Annotated in this window: 15 protein-coding genes; 2 read left to right on the top strand and 13 right to left on the bottom strand. The window is 41.1% G+C overall.

Features of this window, described 5'->3' with window-relative positions; genetic code table 11:
- The first annotated feature begins 220 nt into the window (after positions 1–220).
- Complete coding sequence (locus J2S11_RS10260; protein WP_307394214.1) at positions 221–1,501, top strand: acyl-CoA thioesterase/bile acid-CoA:amino acid N-acyltransferase family protein; 1,281 nt, start codon at positions 221–223, stop codon at positions 1,499–1,501.
- Here the strand turns inward: J2S11_RS10260 and J2S11_RS10255 are convergent.
- From J2S11_RS10255 to J2S11_RS10200, 12 genes are all read right to left on the bottom strand, one after another.
- The gene (locus tag J2S11_RS10255; RefSeq protein ID WP_307394212.1) at positions 1,494–1,700 is read right to left on the bottom strand and encodes a hypothetical protein; all 207 of its coding nucleotides are present in this window, start codon (positions 1,698–1,700) and stop codon (positions 1,494–1,496) included. The genes J2S11_RS10260 and J2S11_RS10255 overlap by 8 nt on opposite strands.
- A gap of 56 nt (positions 1,701–1,756) precedes the next feature.
- On the bottom strand, positions 1,757–2,047 hold the full coding sequence (locus J2S11_RS10250; RefSeq protein ID WP_307394211.1) for an RNA polymerase alpha subunit C-terminal domain-containing protein: 291 nt from the start codon (positions 2,045–2,047) through the stop codon (positions 1,757–1,759).
- A gap of 204 nt (positions 2,048–2,251) precedes the next feature.
- Complete coding sequence (locus J2S11_RS10245) at positions 2,252–2,542, bottom strand: putative quinol monooxygenase (protein WP_307394209.1); 291 nt, start codon at positions 2,540–2,542, stop codon at positions 2,252–2,254.
- Between the two features lie 93 nt (positions 2,543–2,635).
- The gene (locus tag J2S11_RS10240) at positions 2,636–4,240 is read right to left on the bottom strand and encodes an MFS transporter (protein ID WP_307394207.1); all 1,605 of its coding nucleotides are present in this window, start codon (positions 4,238–4,240) and stop codon (positions 2,636–2,638) included.
- Between the two features lie 16 nt (positions 4,241–4,256).
- The gene (locus tag J2S11_RS10235; protein ID WP_307394205.1) at positions 4,257–5,255 is read right to left on the bottom strand and encodes a sigma-70 family RNA polymerase sigma factor; all 999 of its coding nucleotides are present in this window, start codon (positions 5,253–5,255) and stop codon (positions 4,257–4,259) included.
- Positions 5,256–5,649: 394 nt separating this feature from the next.
- Positions 5,650–6,303: a hypothetical protein gene (locus J2S11_RS10230; protein WP_307394203.1), complete on the bottom strand. Its 654-nt coding sequence runs from the start codon at positions 6,301–6,303 to the stop codon at positions 5,650–5,652.
- Between the two features lie 358 nt (positions 6,304–6,661).
- Entirely contained in the window at positions 6,662–10,921 is a 4,260-nt protein-coding gene (locus tag J2S11_RS10225; protein WP_307394202.1) for an InlB B-repeat-containing protein, read from the bottom strand.
- Positions 10,922–11,040: 119 nt separating this feature from the next.
- Positions 11,041–11,691: a phage tail protein gene (locus J2S11_RS10220; protein WP_307394200.1), complete on the bottom strand. Its 651-nt coding sequence runs from the start codon at positions 11,689–11,691 to the stop codon at positions 11,041–11,043.
- 41 nt (positions 11,692–11,732) lie between these two features.
- On the bottom strand, positions 11,733–12,344 hold the full coding sequence (locus J2S11_RS10215) for a phage tail protein (protein WP_307394199.1): 612 nt from the start codon (positions 12,342–12,344) through the stop codon (positions 11,733–11,735).
- 27 nt (positions 12,345–12,371) lie between these two features.
- A complete protein-coding gene (locus J2S11_RS10210; protein WP_307394198.1) occupies positions 12,372–12,848 on the bottom strand; it encodes a GNAT family N-acetyltransferase in 477 nt (158 codons plus the stop codon).
- Positions 12,849–12,875: 27 nt separating this feature from the next.
- The gene (locus J2S11_RS10205) at positions 12,876–13,871 is read right to left on the bottom strand and encodes a hypothetical protein (protein ID WP_307394197.1); all 996 of its coding nucleotides are present in this window, start codon (positions 13,869–13,871) and stop codon (positions 12,876–12,878) included.
- A gap of 392 nt (positions 13,872–14,263) precedes the next feature.
- Entirely contained in the window at positions 14,264–14,785 is a 522-nt protein-coding gene (locus tag J2S11_RS10200) for a TetR/AcrR family transcriptional regulator (RefSeq protein WP_307394195.1), read from the bottom strand.
- A 148-nt stretch (positions 14,786–14,933) separates the two neighbouring features.
- Between J2S11_RS10200 and J2S11_RS10195 the strand changes: the two genes are divergently transcribed.
- Positions 14,934–15,284, top strand: coding sequence for a VOC family protein (locus tag J2S11_RS10195; protein ID WP_307394194.1), 351 nt, complete (start codon positions 14,934–14,936; stop codon positions 15,282–15,284).
- A gap of 20 nt (positions 15,285–15,304) precedes the next feature.
- Here J2S11_RS10195 and uxaC read toward each other — a convergent pair whose 3' ends face one another.
- Positions 15,305–16,738 (bottom strand): glucuronate isomerase, encoded by a 1,434-nt coding sequence (gene uxaC, locus J2S11_RS10190; protein ID WP_307394193.1) that lies wholly within the window; start codon positions 16,736–16,738, stop codon positions 15,305–15,307.
- Positions 16,739–16,806 lie beyond the last annotated feature (68 nt).

The raw sequence follows: 16,806 nt of genomic DNA, 5'->3' as shown, positions 1-16,806 counted from the left end.
GTGTGTCCTATCTATAACTTATTAACGGATACAATTCTACAAGATACAAGGGAATGACCTGTACCCACTAGGATCATTCCCTTTTTTTACAAATATACACCATAAGCGGGCTATCTGCTTTAAATCCGTCATGAGACTGATTCATTATTCTTCTGTCTATGAGAAACTATCTATAGATACGTTGAAAAACATACATTGAAGGTTGCAGGGGGATTTCATTATGGCATTAAAACCAAACGTTCAAGTTACACCATTAAACTCCTTTATTGACGAGGAGGTTAGTATCATCATTACGGGCTGTCAGCCTAATGAGCAGGTTACACTGCTAGCCACTTTGAAAGATGAAAACAACAATACGTTTACCTCAAACGCTATGTTTGAAACAGATGATCAAGGTCATGTGGATCTATCCACCACCGCACCACTGAAGGGTACATACTCTGAAGTCGACTCATCAGGATTGTTTTGGTCTATGCAGCATGAGAGTAAGAGACACGGTGATTACTTTACCAAATCAAAGGCAGATGACTTACATATTCAGCTTTCTCTACAGATTAATCAAACGATTGTTACTACGACGACGGTTACTCGTTTCTTTAAACAGAATGTTAGTAGAGAGGAAATTAGGGAAAACGGTACGGTTGGTGTTCTGTATAGGCCAGTAAGGGAAGGTTCGTATCCAAATGTCGTGCTTTTAGCAGGTTCGGATGGGGATAGGCTAGAGCACTCCGCAGCTCTACTTGCCTCAAAAGGCTACAACGTGTTCGATCTCTCCTATTTTAATCAAGAGGGTGTCCCAAAGGATCTGGAGAATATCCCACTAGAATACTTTTACAATTCCATTCAATTACTAAAACAACGGACTAATAGCTCTGAAAAGGTTACGTTAATTGGTTACTCTCGTGGCGCTGAATTAGCCTTACTTTTAGCGTCTATCTACGATGAATTTAACGCTGTCATTGCTGGTGCTCCTAGCTCCTATATGACATCAGGACTTAGGAATACAGTCTACGCTCCCATTCCAGCATGGTCATTTAACGGAGAAGCTCTTCCTTATCTAAAATTTCGGTATTCACTAAAGATGATGGGGTCTATGTTTTTGAATTGGGTGATGAAAAAGCCTTTTTCTTTCTTGGGAATTTGGAATAGAAGCCTGTCGCTCACGAACGATCCTGAAGAATTTAGAATTAAAGTGGAGAGTATCAAAGCTCAAGTGCTACTCATTTCTGGGGACCGGGATCAATGTTGGCCTTCATCAGAATTTGCTATGCCTATCAAAGAGAAGTTACCTAACACAGAACACCTTCAATATAAGGAAGCTGGACACTTTTTGGCGTACCCATACTCCCTTCCTAATATGCCTGCAAACATTAATATCCACGTAGGTGGGGGGATGATTATGGATTTTGGAGGCTCAAAGGAAGCGAATGCAAAAGCGGCGAAGGATACTTGGTTAAAGATCCTTTCATTTATTGAAGACGTATCTTCACAGTCTAATTAGGAGAGCGATAGACATCCTGAACAAATCTTTTCGACATAATCGCTAAAATCACGCTAACCATAATGACAGCAAGTGAAGCGATAGCTACAAAAAAAGAATCAGTGGACGTAAATAGGGAATTAGCGACAAAGCTAATGAGTTTGAGAAACACATACGTAAAAAGGATAACGAGGATCCAATCCGTTATTGTTTCTTTCATTATGTCTCCTTATAACTTAGAAATTAAATACTATTGAGGGTCAACTTTTCTTTAATTTATTGCTTAAAGTACAGCCCTTCTTCCTCTAAAGACGATCGAAGAACAGGTAGTGAAGCTGGACCTATTCCGTGTAGTTTTAGAATTTCTTTTTCACTATACGCTGCTAGCTGCTGCAAGGTAATAATTCCTACATGTATCAATGCGTTTCGGGCAGGTGACGAAAGCTTGGATAGAAACCCGCTCTCCGGCTTACGTTCTTTCTCACACGTTGGACAGGTTGGGCAATCACTGCTTTTATAATACTTGTGTCCCTGATCACAGATCTTTAATTTTTTTGTAGCTGCCATCGAAGCAACTCCCTTCAATATTCATTTTTTATGCGACTTTTGTATTTTTTCATCATACCTTGTTCATAGCAATATTGTATAGTGAGATTTTGTACCAATAAAGCTTTATTGACTCCCTATTCTAAAAGGAATGAATCTGATTGATTCATTCCTTTCTATAGATTTAGTTGCTATTATTTCGCTATATGAGATAAAACGGCATGGTTAAGGAAATACCGGGCCTGATTCGCTAATTTCATATTTCTTAACAGTCTCACTAAGGATAGGAGTTACAGGTTTGGGTGTGTTTGTCGTCGCTTGATGACGTCTCAAATCTCCCTCCGTTTCCCAATGCTCGAATAGGTTTACACAATCAGCTTCTATCGGATCAGGTACAAGATAAAATCCAAGACACCCCTTCTTGGAACGCGAGTGGCGGATGAGCTCCTCCAGGCTCTCAAGGTATTTTGCCCTATGCTCAGGATCGATGTATAGTTTCCCTGCTATAATAACCATAGTATTAATTCCTCCTTTGTTTTTTGTATGATTTATAGGCTTTTTTAAATGTTTTTATAAGGGCTACTAGTAACCCAGTTTAAAGTGCCTTATCTACTTTATTGCTGATTGCGTATTTCGATTTTCGTCCATCTGATCATGTAACACTTCACCGCTGGGACTCACATGCCTTAAAAAGATTATAGAAGCTAGGGCAAGTGCAATAAAAATAAAAGTACTGAGAAGAGCTGAGGCATTCAATCCATTGGTAAATGCTTCACGAGCAACTCCAATCAATATAGTTCCTAAAGGAGCATCCAATTGATCAGCAATAGACACGACACTGATAATGCTCTCACTAGCAGCCTCAGCGAACTGAACGGGAACCCCCTCTGGAATAAGCATTTGGCTTCTGTATATGGACGTACCTAGACTGCCTAGGGCAGCGATACCCAAAGCAATACCGAACTCTGCGGCGCTCTCTGATACAGCTGCTGCCGCACCAGACTTTTCAGGCGGAGCTGATCCAACGATCAAATCTGTGGATAAAGCTCCCATTGGTCCTACTCCCATCATAACCATAACGATACCTATTATAGCAACAGAAAGCCCTCCATTTATATCTAACTGACTTAGGATCTGGTACCCTATCGCGGAAGTCATTAATCCAGCTGCGATGATATAAGCCGGTCGTACCCTTTTGACAAGAAAGGGAGCTAGCATCGTAGCAGCAATCATTGCGAGGGAGGAAGGAACTAGCCACAGCCCCGCTATAAGAGGTGAAAGACCTTCCACTAATTGTAGGTACATATTCATTAAAAAAAGGATTCCCCCTTGAACCGCTCCAACGATTAGAGAGATAACCAAAGCAGCACTGAAGGTACGATTGCTGAATAGGTTCAGATCTAGAAGAGGATGTGTGAGTCTTACTTGCCTATAACAGAATAACAAACCGAAACAAATCCCAGTAATAGCAACGGCAATGCCTCCAACCTGCCAGCCATGTCTAGCTAGCTCTTTAAGGCCGTAAATAATGGGTAGGATCGTAGCAAGTAACAAAGCTACACTAATCAAGTCCAGGTTTCCGGCCTTGGTATTACGGAACTCAGGCAACAGAAATGGAGCTGTTCCCAAAAGAAGGAGCATAATCGGTACCCCTAGCAGGAATGCTGCTCCCCACCAAAACAACTCTATGAATACCCCTCCGACGACTGGCCCAAATGCCATGCCTCCCATAAAGCAGCTCATCCACACAGCAATGGCTATCCCACGCTGTCTAGGGACGGTAAACATGTTGCTAATCAAAGCTAGAGTCGACGGCATGAGTGTTGCACCAGCAATACCCATTAGTGCCCGAGTAATTATTAGCATTGTGGGGCTTGTAGAATACGCGGCCAATACTGAAGCAACCCCAAACGCTGCCCCGCCAATCATCAGTAGCTTTCGACGACCAATCCGATCACCTAAAGTACCCATTGTTATTAATAAACCTGCGATCATAAAGCCATAGATGTCAGTGATCCACAGTAGCTCCGTGCTATTTGCCCCAAGATCCGCACTTAATTGTGGCAATGCCAAATGAAGAACACTTAAATCTATGGACAAAAGCAAGGTAGGTAAAGCAAGAACAGCTAGTCCTAACCATTCTCGGCCCCCAGCTTTTTGCGGTATTTCTGTTAATAAAGCTGGTTTCTTCTCTTCATTAGTTTGTGTAGTCAAACGCTTATCCACCTCTCTATCTTATGTTTTCTGTGAATCGGATACCAATTGGACAGGAATTTGAATATTTCCATGGTTGTTGATAATGCAATCTAGTATCTGCATCAATGGATATTTGAAGATAACTAGCTATCTCTAACATGACTTCCCTACAGAAAAAATAGTTTTTATCCTTCACTACTTTTCCTTCTTCAAATTCAAGGATTTGCGCTCTCCATAGGGTTTGTTGCTGCCCTCTATCAGCTATAAGTAAAACAACAGGCTTTCCCCATAACCATTTCCACTCTGCATGGAAAGACTCGGGGTAGGATGACCAATCTAAGGTCGCCTTAATCGAATCTCTCCCTTTAACGATGCCCGTGTTAAGCAGTTGAATCTCCGCATGCTCCGCATATAAATCCAGTAGCCTTGCCGGGTCTTTAAGATGAAAGGCTTGCACGTAGCTCGAAATAAGAGATAGGTTATCCTCTGTTATTGAACTCCCTCCTTTTTCAACTCTTTCATCCTGATGGATGGACTTAAGTTTGGTTCTTGCTCTTGAAAGCATGGCGTGAACAGCTCCCTCCGTGGTTTGCAGCATATCTGCTACCTCACTGGCAGAGAAATCAAACACTTCGATCAATAAAATCACTACGACATGTCGTGGAGTAAGGAAACTTAGTAGGATTTCAATCTCTTCAAAAACACGCAGACTATAGTCATGTTGAAGATTATTTGCTTCATCGTTGCTTTCAGGTAACAGATTGGTTTGGATTGGCTGCTTTTTTCTGTGTTGATCGATCCATGTATTGGAGGCAATACGAAACAAATATGACTTTGGAAGATAGGAATGTCTAATTTGTCCTAATGAAGCAAAAGCCTTTAGCAAACTTTCTTGCATCAAATCTTCCGCGTCCCAAACGTTGGAGGTTAAGTGCAGACAATACCTCCACAAGGCTGGTCGAAATTCATCAACAGATTGAATAAAAGATGCATACAATTTTCTCGCTTCTAGCCCTATATCATGTAATTGCACTTGTGCTACCTCTCCTTTCACAAAAATTTAATTATTAATGCTTTATACATATACAGACGGATTTCTAAGCGGATTTCATACGGACAAATTTATGAAAAAGAAATAAAGAAGCCTACATAGAGGAACAATTATGCTGTTAATTTTCCTCATAACTATAGCAAACTACTAGCACAAGAATTTCTTATCTATTGCTCATCTTATTGTGCAATAAGAAGGAAAATAAAATAGTCAGAAATCAGCTTGGTAAGGTTGTGGCTAGAGTCCCGTTCTACATATTCATACATGTTACACAGCAAAAAAGACAAACCATTTAATCACACACAAGGTGGACAGCTGGTTTGCCTAATTAAAAGCAGTTATATTGTACTCATAAAGTAATGCTTCCTTATGGTTGTTATACACCTAACAGTTGCTTGTTAAAAGCAGAAAAGCGGTAGTAACCTGCCTCCTTATCTGGTAACGAAAAATGTGCTTCCTTTGAGCGTATAATCATACCCGGTTCAACGATCCAAGACCAGTCGTTATTCGTACGAAGCAAAGAAATACGTGACAATGACTCTGTTACTATCAACAAAGTGGATTCTGAATATCCAAAAATACTATTGCAATCGCTTGGTCCAGATATTCGCACTGGATTATCATTCTTTTTATTAGACACTTCCATATGCTCATGAGGCTGAATTAATAGTCCTTCTCTCTCAAAGAACTTAATAATCTCTCTCCTAGCTTCAGCCGCTTTTCTATAGGTATCATTCCCTCCAGTTGAGACCGTACTTTCCATGCTCTTATTTGTTACAGCCACTGTTTGAACTGTTCTACTCAGATTTCCAAGAGCCTTCTTTACGGTGAAAATCACCGTCTGTAACTTCGAAAGACTATTAATCGCTGTAATTGTACTCATTGACGTACTTTCTAAAGAATAGAGGGTAGACAGCATTCCAAAGCCAACATCTGACCACTCCCAGTCCTTGTTTGGCATCTGTAGAAGATAGATATTTTCTTCACAATGATTAGTCACATACATTCCCTTTCCTACATCCAATTCCATTTACTTAACCTCCCGATCTTTATTTGGCCCCAACCTGATGTCATATCCCACCAAGTAAACGATTTCACACCACACATGCTTTTATGTATTCAAATTTGAATTAGCTAATAAAAACCCTTCATTTACATAGAAATAGATTTCTGCTATGGCTATTTTTGAAAACCATTTATTGTTCTTTTTATTCTAATCCTTTGCTCTGAACATATACTGAACAATTTCTCTAACAAGGGGTCGACATAAAAACTAGAAAAATACTTCTACTTTAGAAACTATTAAAGAAACCCACTGATCACACGATACGTGCGCCGCGGGTTTCCTCTAATAGCCAAAACTAAACTATCTACTTTACTACTCTACTTTATTCCTCTAAATGTAAGTGATCCTTTGCAGCTTCTTCAATCTCCTTAAAGGCCCAATGCGTTGGTGAGACATCTGGGAAGCTGGAATCGGTCACATTAGATAGAGGGGTTCGATCGAACAGGCGATTTAGCATCGCTACTGCCTCAGCACGAGTGACGTATTCGCTTGGTCTGTATGTGCCATTCTCATACCCTCTAACGATTCCTGCTTCTGTTGCTACTTTAATGGAATGAGCTGCCCAATGGCTTTCAAGAACATCCGAGTAATTTGCTTGAAGCTCTTTATTTATTTGACGGGCTTCTAATCCTTTAAACCTAGCCATAATCATTGCCATTTCTGCACGAGTGATTGAATGGCTTGGATTAAAGTTTTCTTTGTTATCACCTGTCATGTAGCCTAACTGTTTCATCCGCTCAATGGCTCCTAAAGCCCAATGTGTATCAGATACGTCAGGATAGGAGGAGCGTACTCCCTGCTCTCCTTTTTCATTCAATAGACGGGCTAACATCATAGCTATTTCAGCTCGTGTTACTGTATGCTGAGGCTTAAAGGTTCCATCGGTATAGCCTTGAATGTATGCCTGATGGAAAAGTCCATCCATGTATTCTCCCCAGCCCTCCATCTGTAAAATCGTGAAGGTACTAAACTTGTCTACCTCAATTTCAATCCCTAGCTGCCCTTTTTTATACTCTACGATTTCACCTTGAGCTAGCTCTTTTTCTCCGTCACTATGTTCAATATAAACGACCAAATCAGCTAGAAACGTCTCTAGTTCTTGTTCGTCTGTTGGCAGCTCAATATCACGCAATGGCAGAATAATAGTTACTGGTCTGCTTTGCAGGTTGGTTTCTATTGTCATTGGTCTGGCTACCACATGAACATGATCATTCTGGGCAATTTCACGAACAATTTGCTCCACTTTGGCTCTGTATTCAATTTCTTTTTGTTGTACTTTCTCTTTAACAGGAACGACTCGGAAATAAACATCGTCACCAAACTGATTCAAGGATGTATGCGGAATAATTATTCTTGCATTGTCTGTATAGATTTCAAGATGAATTCCTGCATCACTTAAAGATTGGATGGCACCTTTTTTCATTTCCAGAGAAACTTCAGAAACAATGTCCTTATCATCTGGAATCACGATACGGGCTACTTGTTGCCCTGCATTAGCCATACTTTGAATGACTTCCTTCGTATGATCAGGAGTCAGGACAATACTGTCTTTTACATGACCTCGAGAATCCTGCGTCCGTGTAATCGGTGTTTGAGCTACGATGGAGCCTGACCCTACATTCCCTATTTCAACTGGTACAGTAATGAGTTCTGTACTTGGCGGGGTTGGGCTTGGCGTTCCTGGTGTTGGGCTAGGGTTTGGTGCTTCAGGCGATGGCCCTGGATTTGGATTCGTTCCTGGCGTTTCTCCACCCTCTCCATCACCACCAGATGTAGAATCCTTCCACTTGGCATACAGAATTATATCTCCTTCAATTTGAAACAAATCGCCTGCCACGTAATTAAGTCCATTTCCGTCTGGCTGCGTGTTCCACCCCGTAAATGTATAGCCTTCTCTCTCTAGGTTACCAGTGTTACCAAGTATCGTAACCGTATCGCCTTCCTTGTAGATTATATGGTCTACTGGAACACTACCTGCTGTATTCTTATTCCCGTGGTACGTAACCGTATATGTTTGTGGAACTGGATGCTGTTCTCCACGCATTACTGTGATGGTATACGTTCTCGTTCTACCATTTTGGGCTGTTACTATTATAGTAATCTTATTTTCTCCAGAATCCACCTGTACGGGATAAGCGTCACCTGAATCTACACGATTCCCGTTTACTGTAATGGTGGGACCCGTTTCAGCTATGACTGGAGTTACAACTACATGGCTTACATCCTCATCAGCATGAACAGTGTATTCTAGTACATTTGGATCAAAGGTAGGTTCTAATTCTCCCCCTGAAAATCCTAGTTCTCCTAAACTTGCATTGTCAGAGAGCTGCTCCGGCGTCCACTTTGCATAGAGGATCGTGTTTGATGTGATAGCATTGCTGAAATCAAATTCTATGTTACCGCTTGTATACCACCCATCAAACGTATAATTCACCTTAGTTGGGTCTACGGGCTTGGTGGCCGTCTCTCCGTGTGCTACGGTTTGAGAGGCAACAAAACTTCCTCCGTCTACGTCAAACTCTACGGTATACATTACTGGATTCGGATTCCATTTTGCATAGAGGATTATATCCTCTATGATTTCATTGTTGAAATCGAATTCTATGTCACTGCTTGTGTACCAGCCTCCAAACGTATGGTTCTCCTTTGTTGGGTCTTCCGGCTTGGTAGCCATCTCACCGTGTGCCACGGATTGAGACGTAACTTCACTTCCTCCGTCTACGTCAAACTCTACGGTATACGTTACTGGATTCGGATTCCATTTTGCATAGAGGGTTATATCCTCTATGATTTCATTGTTGAAATCGAATTCTATGTCGCTGCTTGTGTACCAGCCTCCAAACGTATGACCCTCCTTTGCAGGAGCCGGATTTGGCTCAATTGCCGGTTCCCCATGAGCAACACTTTGGGAAGGGACTTCGCTCCCTCCATACACTTCAAAGGTTACGGTATACATTACTGGATCTAGATTCCATTTTGCATAGAGAGTAGTATCCTCTGTGATTTCTTCGCTGAAATCAAATTCTATGTCATCGCTTGTGTACCACCCTCCAAACGTATGACCCGCCTTTGCCGGAGCCGGATTTGGCTCACTTGCCGGTTCCCCATGAGCAACGGTTTGAGAAGGGACTTCGCTTCCTCCATCTACTTCAAAGGTTACGGTATACACTACTGGATCTGGATTCCATTTTGCATAGAGGGTAATATCCCCTGTAATTTCTTCGCTGAAATCAAATTCTATGTCATCGCTTGTATACCACCCGTCAAACGTATGACCCGCCTTTGACGGGGCTGGACTCGGCTCTACTGCTTGCCCTCCATGTACTACCGTTTGAGAAACGACTGCGCTTCCCCCATCTACGTGAAACTCTACGGTATACGTATCTAGGTTCCATTTCGCATACAGCGTCACATCCTCGCTTCCCATCGGGAAGGTAGATTCTGCCGCATAAGCTGTTCCACTTCCATCGGATTGAGTGTTCCAGCCGGAAAATGTATGGCCTTCTAAGACCAAACTTCCGCTGTTACCTAATACCGTCACGGTGGCGCCTGTCTCATACGTTCCATTATCGACGGGAACACTTCCTCCACTGTTCCCGTTACCATCATACGTCACGGTGTACGTTGGATTTGAAGGCGTTGGGATATAATGAATAATGGTGTTAGGCTGGTCCCAAGGGTTCGGTATACTCATTAATGTAAATACATCATTTACATAAATAGCATCCGTAAACAAATAAGATACACCCGAGTCCTCTACGTTCCAATCCTCTCCATCCTGAGAAGTAATGACTGTTCCATTTGCACCTACAATGATGTACTGATTACTACCGTATTCAATATCGTAAAATACCGTAAACTCAACCTCCGTTGGAAGCGGCTGTTCATACCAATCAGTACCATTTGGTGAAGTTAGGTAGGTACCCAATCCAACAACATGAAATTGATTGTTAAGATAGGATACTCTAGTTAAAATTTTGCTAGAAAGCACTTCTCTCTCTATCCAATTTACACCGTCAGTAGAGGCATGAATTGCTCCTTCAGTACCAACGGTAATATATTGGCCCTCTGAAAAAACAACACTATAAAAATGGATTCTATTTTCTACTTCGATACCTTGACCAGTATAACTCCACGACTCCCCATCTACTGAAAAGTACTTATGTCCATTATCACCGACAGCTACATATCCAGCATCTCCATAGACTACAGAACGAATGGAAAGCAAGCCATCATAATAAGGAGGTAAGTTTACGAAACTTGATTCCCATGTTATTCCATCCTCCGATGTATGAATTTCATTGCCCGATCCAACGGCAATGAACTGATCGTTGATAAAAGTAACATAGAGTGCTCTAATATTGTCCTCTATAGGCTTCCAATCATGTCCATCAAATGAGTAATGGGGATCAGCTAGATTTCCTACGATGACATATTTACCACTTCCATAAGCTATACTATTATATGAACCTGAAATCATTGGCTCAATCGGAGTAAAACTAGCGGCTGTATAGGGAAGCCACTGAAAAAACAGCAAGAATACAAGACAAATACTGACTATATATCGTTTGTTTTTTGACATGCCATTCTAACCTCCGAGTTCAATATTCGCTTCTTAAGATATGAAGTTAGAATATTGATGATACTCTCCATCACATCTTCTAATAATGTCATTTTTATCCCGATTTTAGTAACAAACAACTATTCTGGCCTAGGTGGGTAATACCCTTCTACACAAATGATATAATTTAGCGCAGAATATGGCTGTCGAACATCTATAGGAGTTGGTGCAGAACTACCAGCAGGAGAAATAGTTGTTGTTACTGTCCCGCTAATCGTTCCTCCTGATACTGTAGCTGGCTTTAAATAGGTATTTGTCTGCCCAGTTGTATAAATAGGTGTTGGTCCCATAGGGCCTTGACTGGTTGCAAGACTGGCATCATTACTAGGAGAAGCTGTATTAGCTCCGGACGTAGAAGCTGGAAGCTTTACAGTTAGACCGCTCACGCTTAACCCAGAGGTTGAAGTAGTTGCCTGATGAGTATGAGCTGGCATTTGTTGAGTCGTAAGAGTAACAAAGTTTGCCCCTCCTGTTTCCCCGATCCTATATGATGTGTTACCTGGTGGCAAACTTCCACCCATTCCATCTCCAGTATGTGCTCCAACTACAACGCGACCACTTAAATTTGGTAATGCAAACGTATCATCACCATTGCCGCCGTACGTTGTTCCAATCAAAGAAAATAACGCTGTGTAGTCCCTAATTTTAAGCATTTGTCCTCCGCAAAATAACCATCCCTTTGGTGGATAGCTAGGTGCCCAAGCTACGATCGTTCCAAGATATGCCTCCATAATTTCATTCCTCTCTATGATTTTGGTAAGTCGTATATGTTCTAAAACCTTGATGGATATAGTCCAAGGTAGCAAATAATATAGTTAAGAGCCAGATAAGGCTGTCTATTGTCTATAGGAGTAGAATATCCCATAGGCGAGACGTTAGTTGTTACTTGTCCATCGATTGATCCGCCTGTTACAGTTGCCGACTTTAAATTCGTATTTGGCTGTCCTGTCGTATATATGCTAGCACCTTGACTCGTAGCTAAACTAGCTTGATCACTAGGACTAGCAGTATTTGATGGACCTGTTGAAGCTGGAAACTGAACGTTAAGCCCACTAACGGTTAACCCAGAGACTGTGGATGTAGCTTGATGAGTATGGTCTGGCATATTCTGTACTGTTAAGGCTATTCTTTCATTTCCACCTGTTGTACTCCAAGAGTATGCTGTTTCTGGTGTCTTTTCCACACTCACTCCTACTGGTATACGTCCATTAAGGTTGGGTAAAGCGAAAGTCGTCTTTCCATTTCCACCATAGTATGTACCAATTAGGCTATATAGAGTCTGGTAAGACTCTATTGAAAGCTCCTGTCCGTTGCAAAACATCCAACCAGCTGGGGGGTATTTGCCCGCCCAGGGTACAATTAAACCTATATATGCTTCAATCATAGCTTAGATGACCCCTTTCTTATCTTTTTACCTAGTGGTTTGCCTGTCTTCCCACTGCATGGTTAAAGAGGGGGCCTGTTCGGCCGTCACGTAAAAGCCACAACGCTCATACAACCGCTGAGCAGGGTTCCCCATTAATACCTGCAACTGAATAGGTAGCGCTCGCTTGCTCGCTCTATCCTGCAAAATTCTTAATAAAGCCGTTCCAAATTCCTTACCTCTGTATTCAGGTATGATAAATATATCTACTAGATGCAAAGCATGTTGTGTAGTATTCGTAATCATTCTGCCAATTGGGATATTTTTATGTTTAACCATATCCATCTTAGCTTGTGGAAATAATTGTTGATAGCTGTTTTGCTGAGCTGTGTATTGCACCTGCAATAAATTCTCTATTTCACACTCAGACCACCCCAAATTCGCAAATTCACCTTTTCTAGATGCCACATATAGTTGAAAAAGTGTGCTTTCATCCTCCTGTATTAACTCTTGCAACTCAAGCATTTGGATCACACTCTTTCTCTCTAAAATCTAGCGATACGTTCCACTTGCCCAAATCACTTTGTTATCCTTGTTATAGATCACAAGGTTGCCATCGTCCTGCATCACAAGGCTACAGCCTTCATACATCGGATCATAGCCACATTTATCCGTAGCCCAGACAGGCTTTCCTTCCGCTTCATAAACAACAAAATTCCCATCATCTTGCATACACGTTCTCCACGCTGCTTTTCCATAAGTATCGGAAGCCCAAATCGCCTTTTCACCATCTGGTTTTCTTCGCTCATAGATTACTGCATTCCCATCCTCCTGGTAGACAAAATCGTAGGATTTATTTGGTGAACTGATCGATTCATTCGGCTTTAAATCCTGTCCCTCTACTAATCGATCTGATGCTGAGAAACGATAGTAACCCTCGGATTTGGCTGATTCCCATATGTGTCCGTACTTTGAGCGTACAACCATATTCGGCTCAACGATCCATGAATAATCACTATTTGTATTAAACAAGGCAAAGCGTGACAAGGATTCTGTTGCAATAAACAAGGCCGCATCAGAGGCTCCGAACAGTCCACCCCAGCCGCTTGGTGAAATCATTCTCAATGGATTGTAGTTTTTTTCATTCGATACTTGTTTGAACTCATTAGGCTTAATCAAAGCTCCCTCGCTCTTAAGAAATGTAATAATCTCTTTGCGAGCTGCCTCCGCCTTTCTAAGTATTTCAGTCTCCACTTCTCGGAGTCCATTTCTAGCAATCTTGTACTCTAATGCGGCGTATTTTATTGCTTTTACATATGGGTTGCCAAGTATTGATTTAACTAAAGTTATAGCTTTCTGCAGTCTTGATAAACTATTAATGGCTGTTGCAGCAGCAGGCGCTGCCTCACCGAAGGTTAGAATAGTGGTTAGCACCGTAAAGCCAATGTCCCCCCATACCCAATCCTTATTTGGCATTGGGATGACATAGATATTCTCCCCACATCGATTAGCCACATGAATCTGATTATCTGCTGAACCAAAACCCATCTTTTCTTCCTCCAATCAGTTATTTTAATTTTAACAATTAGCTTGGCAGGTTCTATTCCTATGTATGTAGTGTTTTTATGTAGAATTTCAAAGATCATTTTCGTTGAAAAATGAAAATGATCGCTGTCTGCTTTAGTTCCAGTTCAAGCATATTGTTACTTTTTATCCTAATCTTTAGCTCTGAGCAAATTCTGAACAATTTCGACTTAATCCAACATTAACCCACACTATTAAGCGACTTTTTCTGCATATCAGAAAGTTAATCCAATAAAAAGCAGCGCTACTCTCCACTCTTATATGGGAGATAGCACTGCTTTGGATATGAGCTTTTAAATTTTTTTAGAGCGTCTCGTATTTATTTTTTATTAGAGCTTTATTATTATTTTTCCAACTTAATAGATTCCTTTTTCAAATACCCATTCAATTAAACCCTTTGCCTGCTCAGGAGAAATTTCCTGATTAGAAATGGCATTAAGAATGGCTCTCCAAGAGGACATGAGAATTATTTCAATCGGTAATCCCTTCGTGTCCTCACTAAGCTCGCCAAGAAAGATTTCAATTTTATCCTTCCGCTTTGTCGGTGTCTCTTCACCAATTAGCTTACAGATATCCTGTTTTACTACAAAGGCTAAGCCAGTCAGTAGCGCGGCCTTCAAAGCCTGATCCTTCTGATCAAATAAAGAAGCTGCTCCCTCCATTCTATCCACAATTCTTTGTTCCATTTCTGCTCGTACTACTTCATAGAGCTTCGCTTTTGAACCAAAATGATGATATACGGCTCCAGTCGTCATTTTTGCTTTTTCAGCTAATTCTGTAATGTTAACACCTTTGTAGCCTTTTGAACTAAATTCCTCCAACGCTGCTTTAATTAAAGTATCTTTACTCGTTCCCGGTATTGGTATCCATTCTTTCATATGGCTATTTTACCATATTGACAACTAAGCGTAAATATTTTATGATTTACGTAATCTAATTATGTATTACATAAATTAATTACAGAAATATCATATTTAGGTGAAGTAAATTCTGAAAGTAACAGTAAAACAGAAGAGGTGAGTAAAGATGAAGCTAGTTTTTTTGTATCATCCTGTTAAGAATCTTAAAGAGGCGTTAGTTTACTATCGTGAAGTATTGGGCTTCGAGGAGGCTTGGCGTGAAGGAGATCATACCATTGCTATCCATTTACCAGACTCCGACGTACAAGTAATGCTTGAGCATGATGAAATAGAAAACCTTTCTGCTGGTGGTGTGTTTTTGGTGGATAGTGTGGACGAATTTTTTGCAGAAAAAAAAGAGAGTGTAGAGTTTATTAAGGACCCTTTCGATATCCCTCCTGGGCGTTATGCCATCTTTAAGGATAACTCAGGGAACCCGATAAGAGTTATTGATTTTTCAAAGGAAAAAGAGGGGTAAGCCCCCTCTTTTTCTCCGTTCTAATGATTTCCAATGATCGAATTCTCCAGCCTTTCAGGTGTCTTTAAATAAGCATAAATATTGTTGTAGCAAATATCTCTAATTACTTTTTCTAGTATTTTCATATCTGCTGGGAACTCTCCGTTTTCTACCCAAGCCCCAAGGAGGTTACACAGGATCCTACGGAAATACTCATGTCTAGTATAGGAAAGGAAACTCCTAGAATCTGTAAGCATCCCCACAAAATTTGCTAGCAAACCACAATTGGCTAGTACCTTCAGCTGATCCTCCATCCCGTCTCGTTGATCGTTAAACCACCATGCCGTTCCGAATTGGATTTTTCCAGGAATATCACTTTGGAAGTTACCGATCATGGAAGCTATCATATAGTTGTCCCTAGGATTTAGATTATAAATGATCGTCTTGGGAAGGGAGTCACTAGAATCAAGAGCATCTAAGAGCTTGCCTAGATCCTCAGCATAGGTAAAGTCCGCAATCGAATCGAAACCGGTATTCGGACCTGCTAATTTCGTCATTTTAGAGTTCACTCTCCGTAGTGCACCAATATGCAACTGCATGGCCCAATCATATTTGGCGTACAGCGAGCCTAATGCCTTCATGACTCCTGTTTTATACTGAATAATTTCCTCCCTAGTTAGCGCTTGACCGTCCCTTCCTTTTTGAAAAATCTCATTGACCTCTGCCTCACTAGACTCTAAATAAAAGCTAGAATCTAGACCGTGATCCGACAAACGACAGCCCACTTCATGGAAGTAAACAACCCTTTCTTCTAATCCAGCCACCAGATCTTCAAGGCTAGTAATACTCGTTTCTGTTAGGCTCTCTAGTTCTTCAATCCACTGATTAAATTCCTTATTTTCAATCATGAGAGCCCCATCCGGTCTAAAGGTGGGAAGAACTTCAATCTCAAAATTTGGCTGTTCCTTAAGCTGCTTATGATATTCCAAGCTATCCAGTGGATCGTCCGTTGTACAAATAGTACGTACATTAGAACGCTTCATTAACTCCTGCGGTCTAAAGTCTTCTGATTGTAGAAGCTGATTACACGTTGTCCATACTTGTTCGGCCGTCTGCATGGTCAGCGGATCAGTGATTCCAAAATATCGTTGGAGCTCTAAATGAGTCCAATGATACAACGGATTGCCTAGGGCATATTGAACCGTGTCTACCCACTTTAGATACTTTTCCTTTGCTGGAGCTTCTCCCGTAATCCACTTCTCATCTACACCGTGACTACGCATAAGCCTCCATTTATAATGATCATCCTTCAACCAAATATCGGTCAGATCGGAGAACGCTTTGTTCTCTGCTATTTCCTTGGCGGAAAGGTGGCAGTGGTAATCAAAAATAGGCATATCCTTAGCAAACTGATGATATAGCGTCTCTGCTGTTTTTGTTCCAAGTAAAAAATGATCGTCCAAAAAAGCTTTCATGTCTATCTCCTTTCTTTTCTACTAAAAGAGGAGCTTGTTCTTTTAAACTTTTCAACTGAACCGAACTC

The organism is Bacillus horti (assembly GCF_030813115.1).
Lineage (GTDB): Bacteria > Bacillota > Bacilli > Caldalkalibacillales > JCM-10596 > Bacillus_CH > Bacillus_CH horti.
Note: the sequence above shows the minus strand (reverse complement) of the source record. Positions and strands in the feature narration are given on the sequence as shown.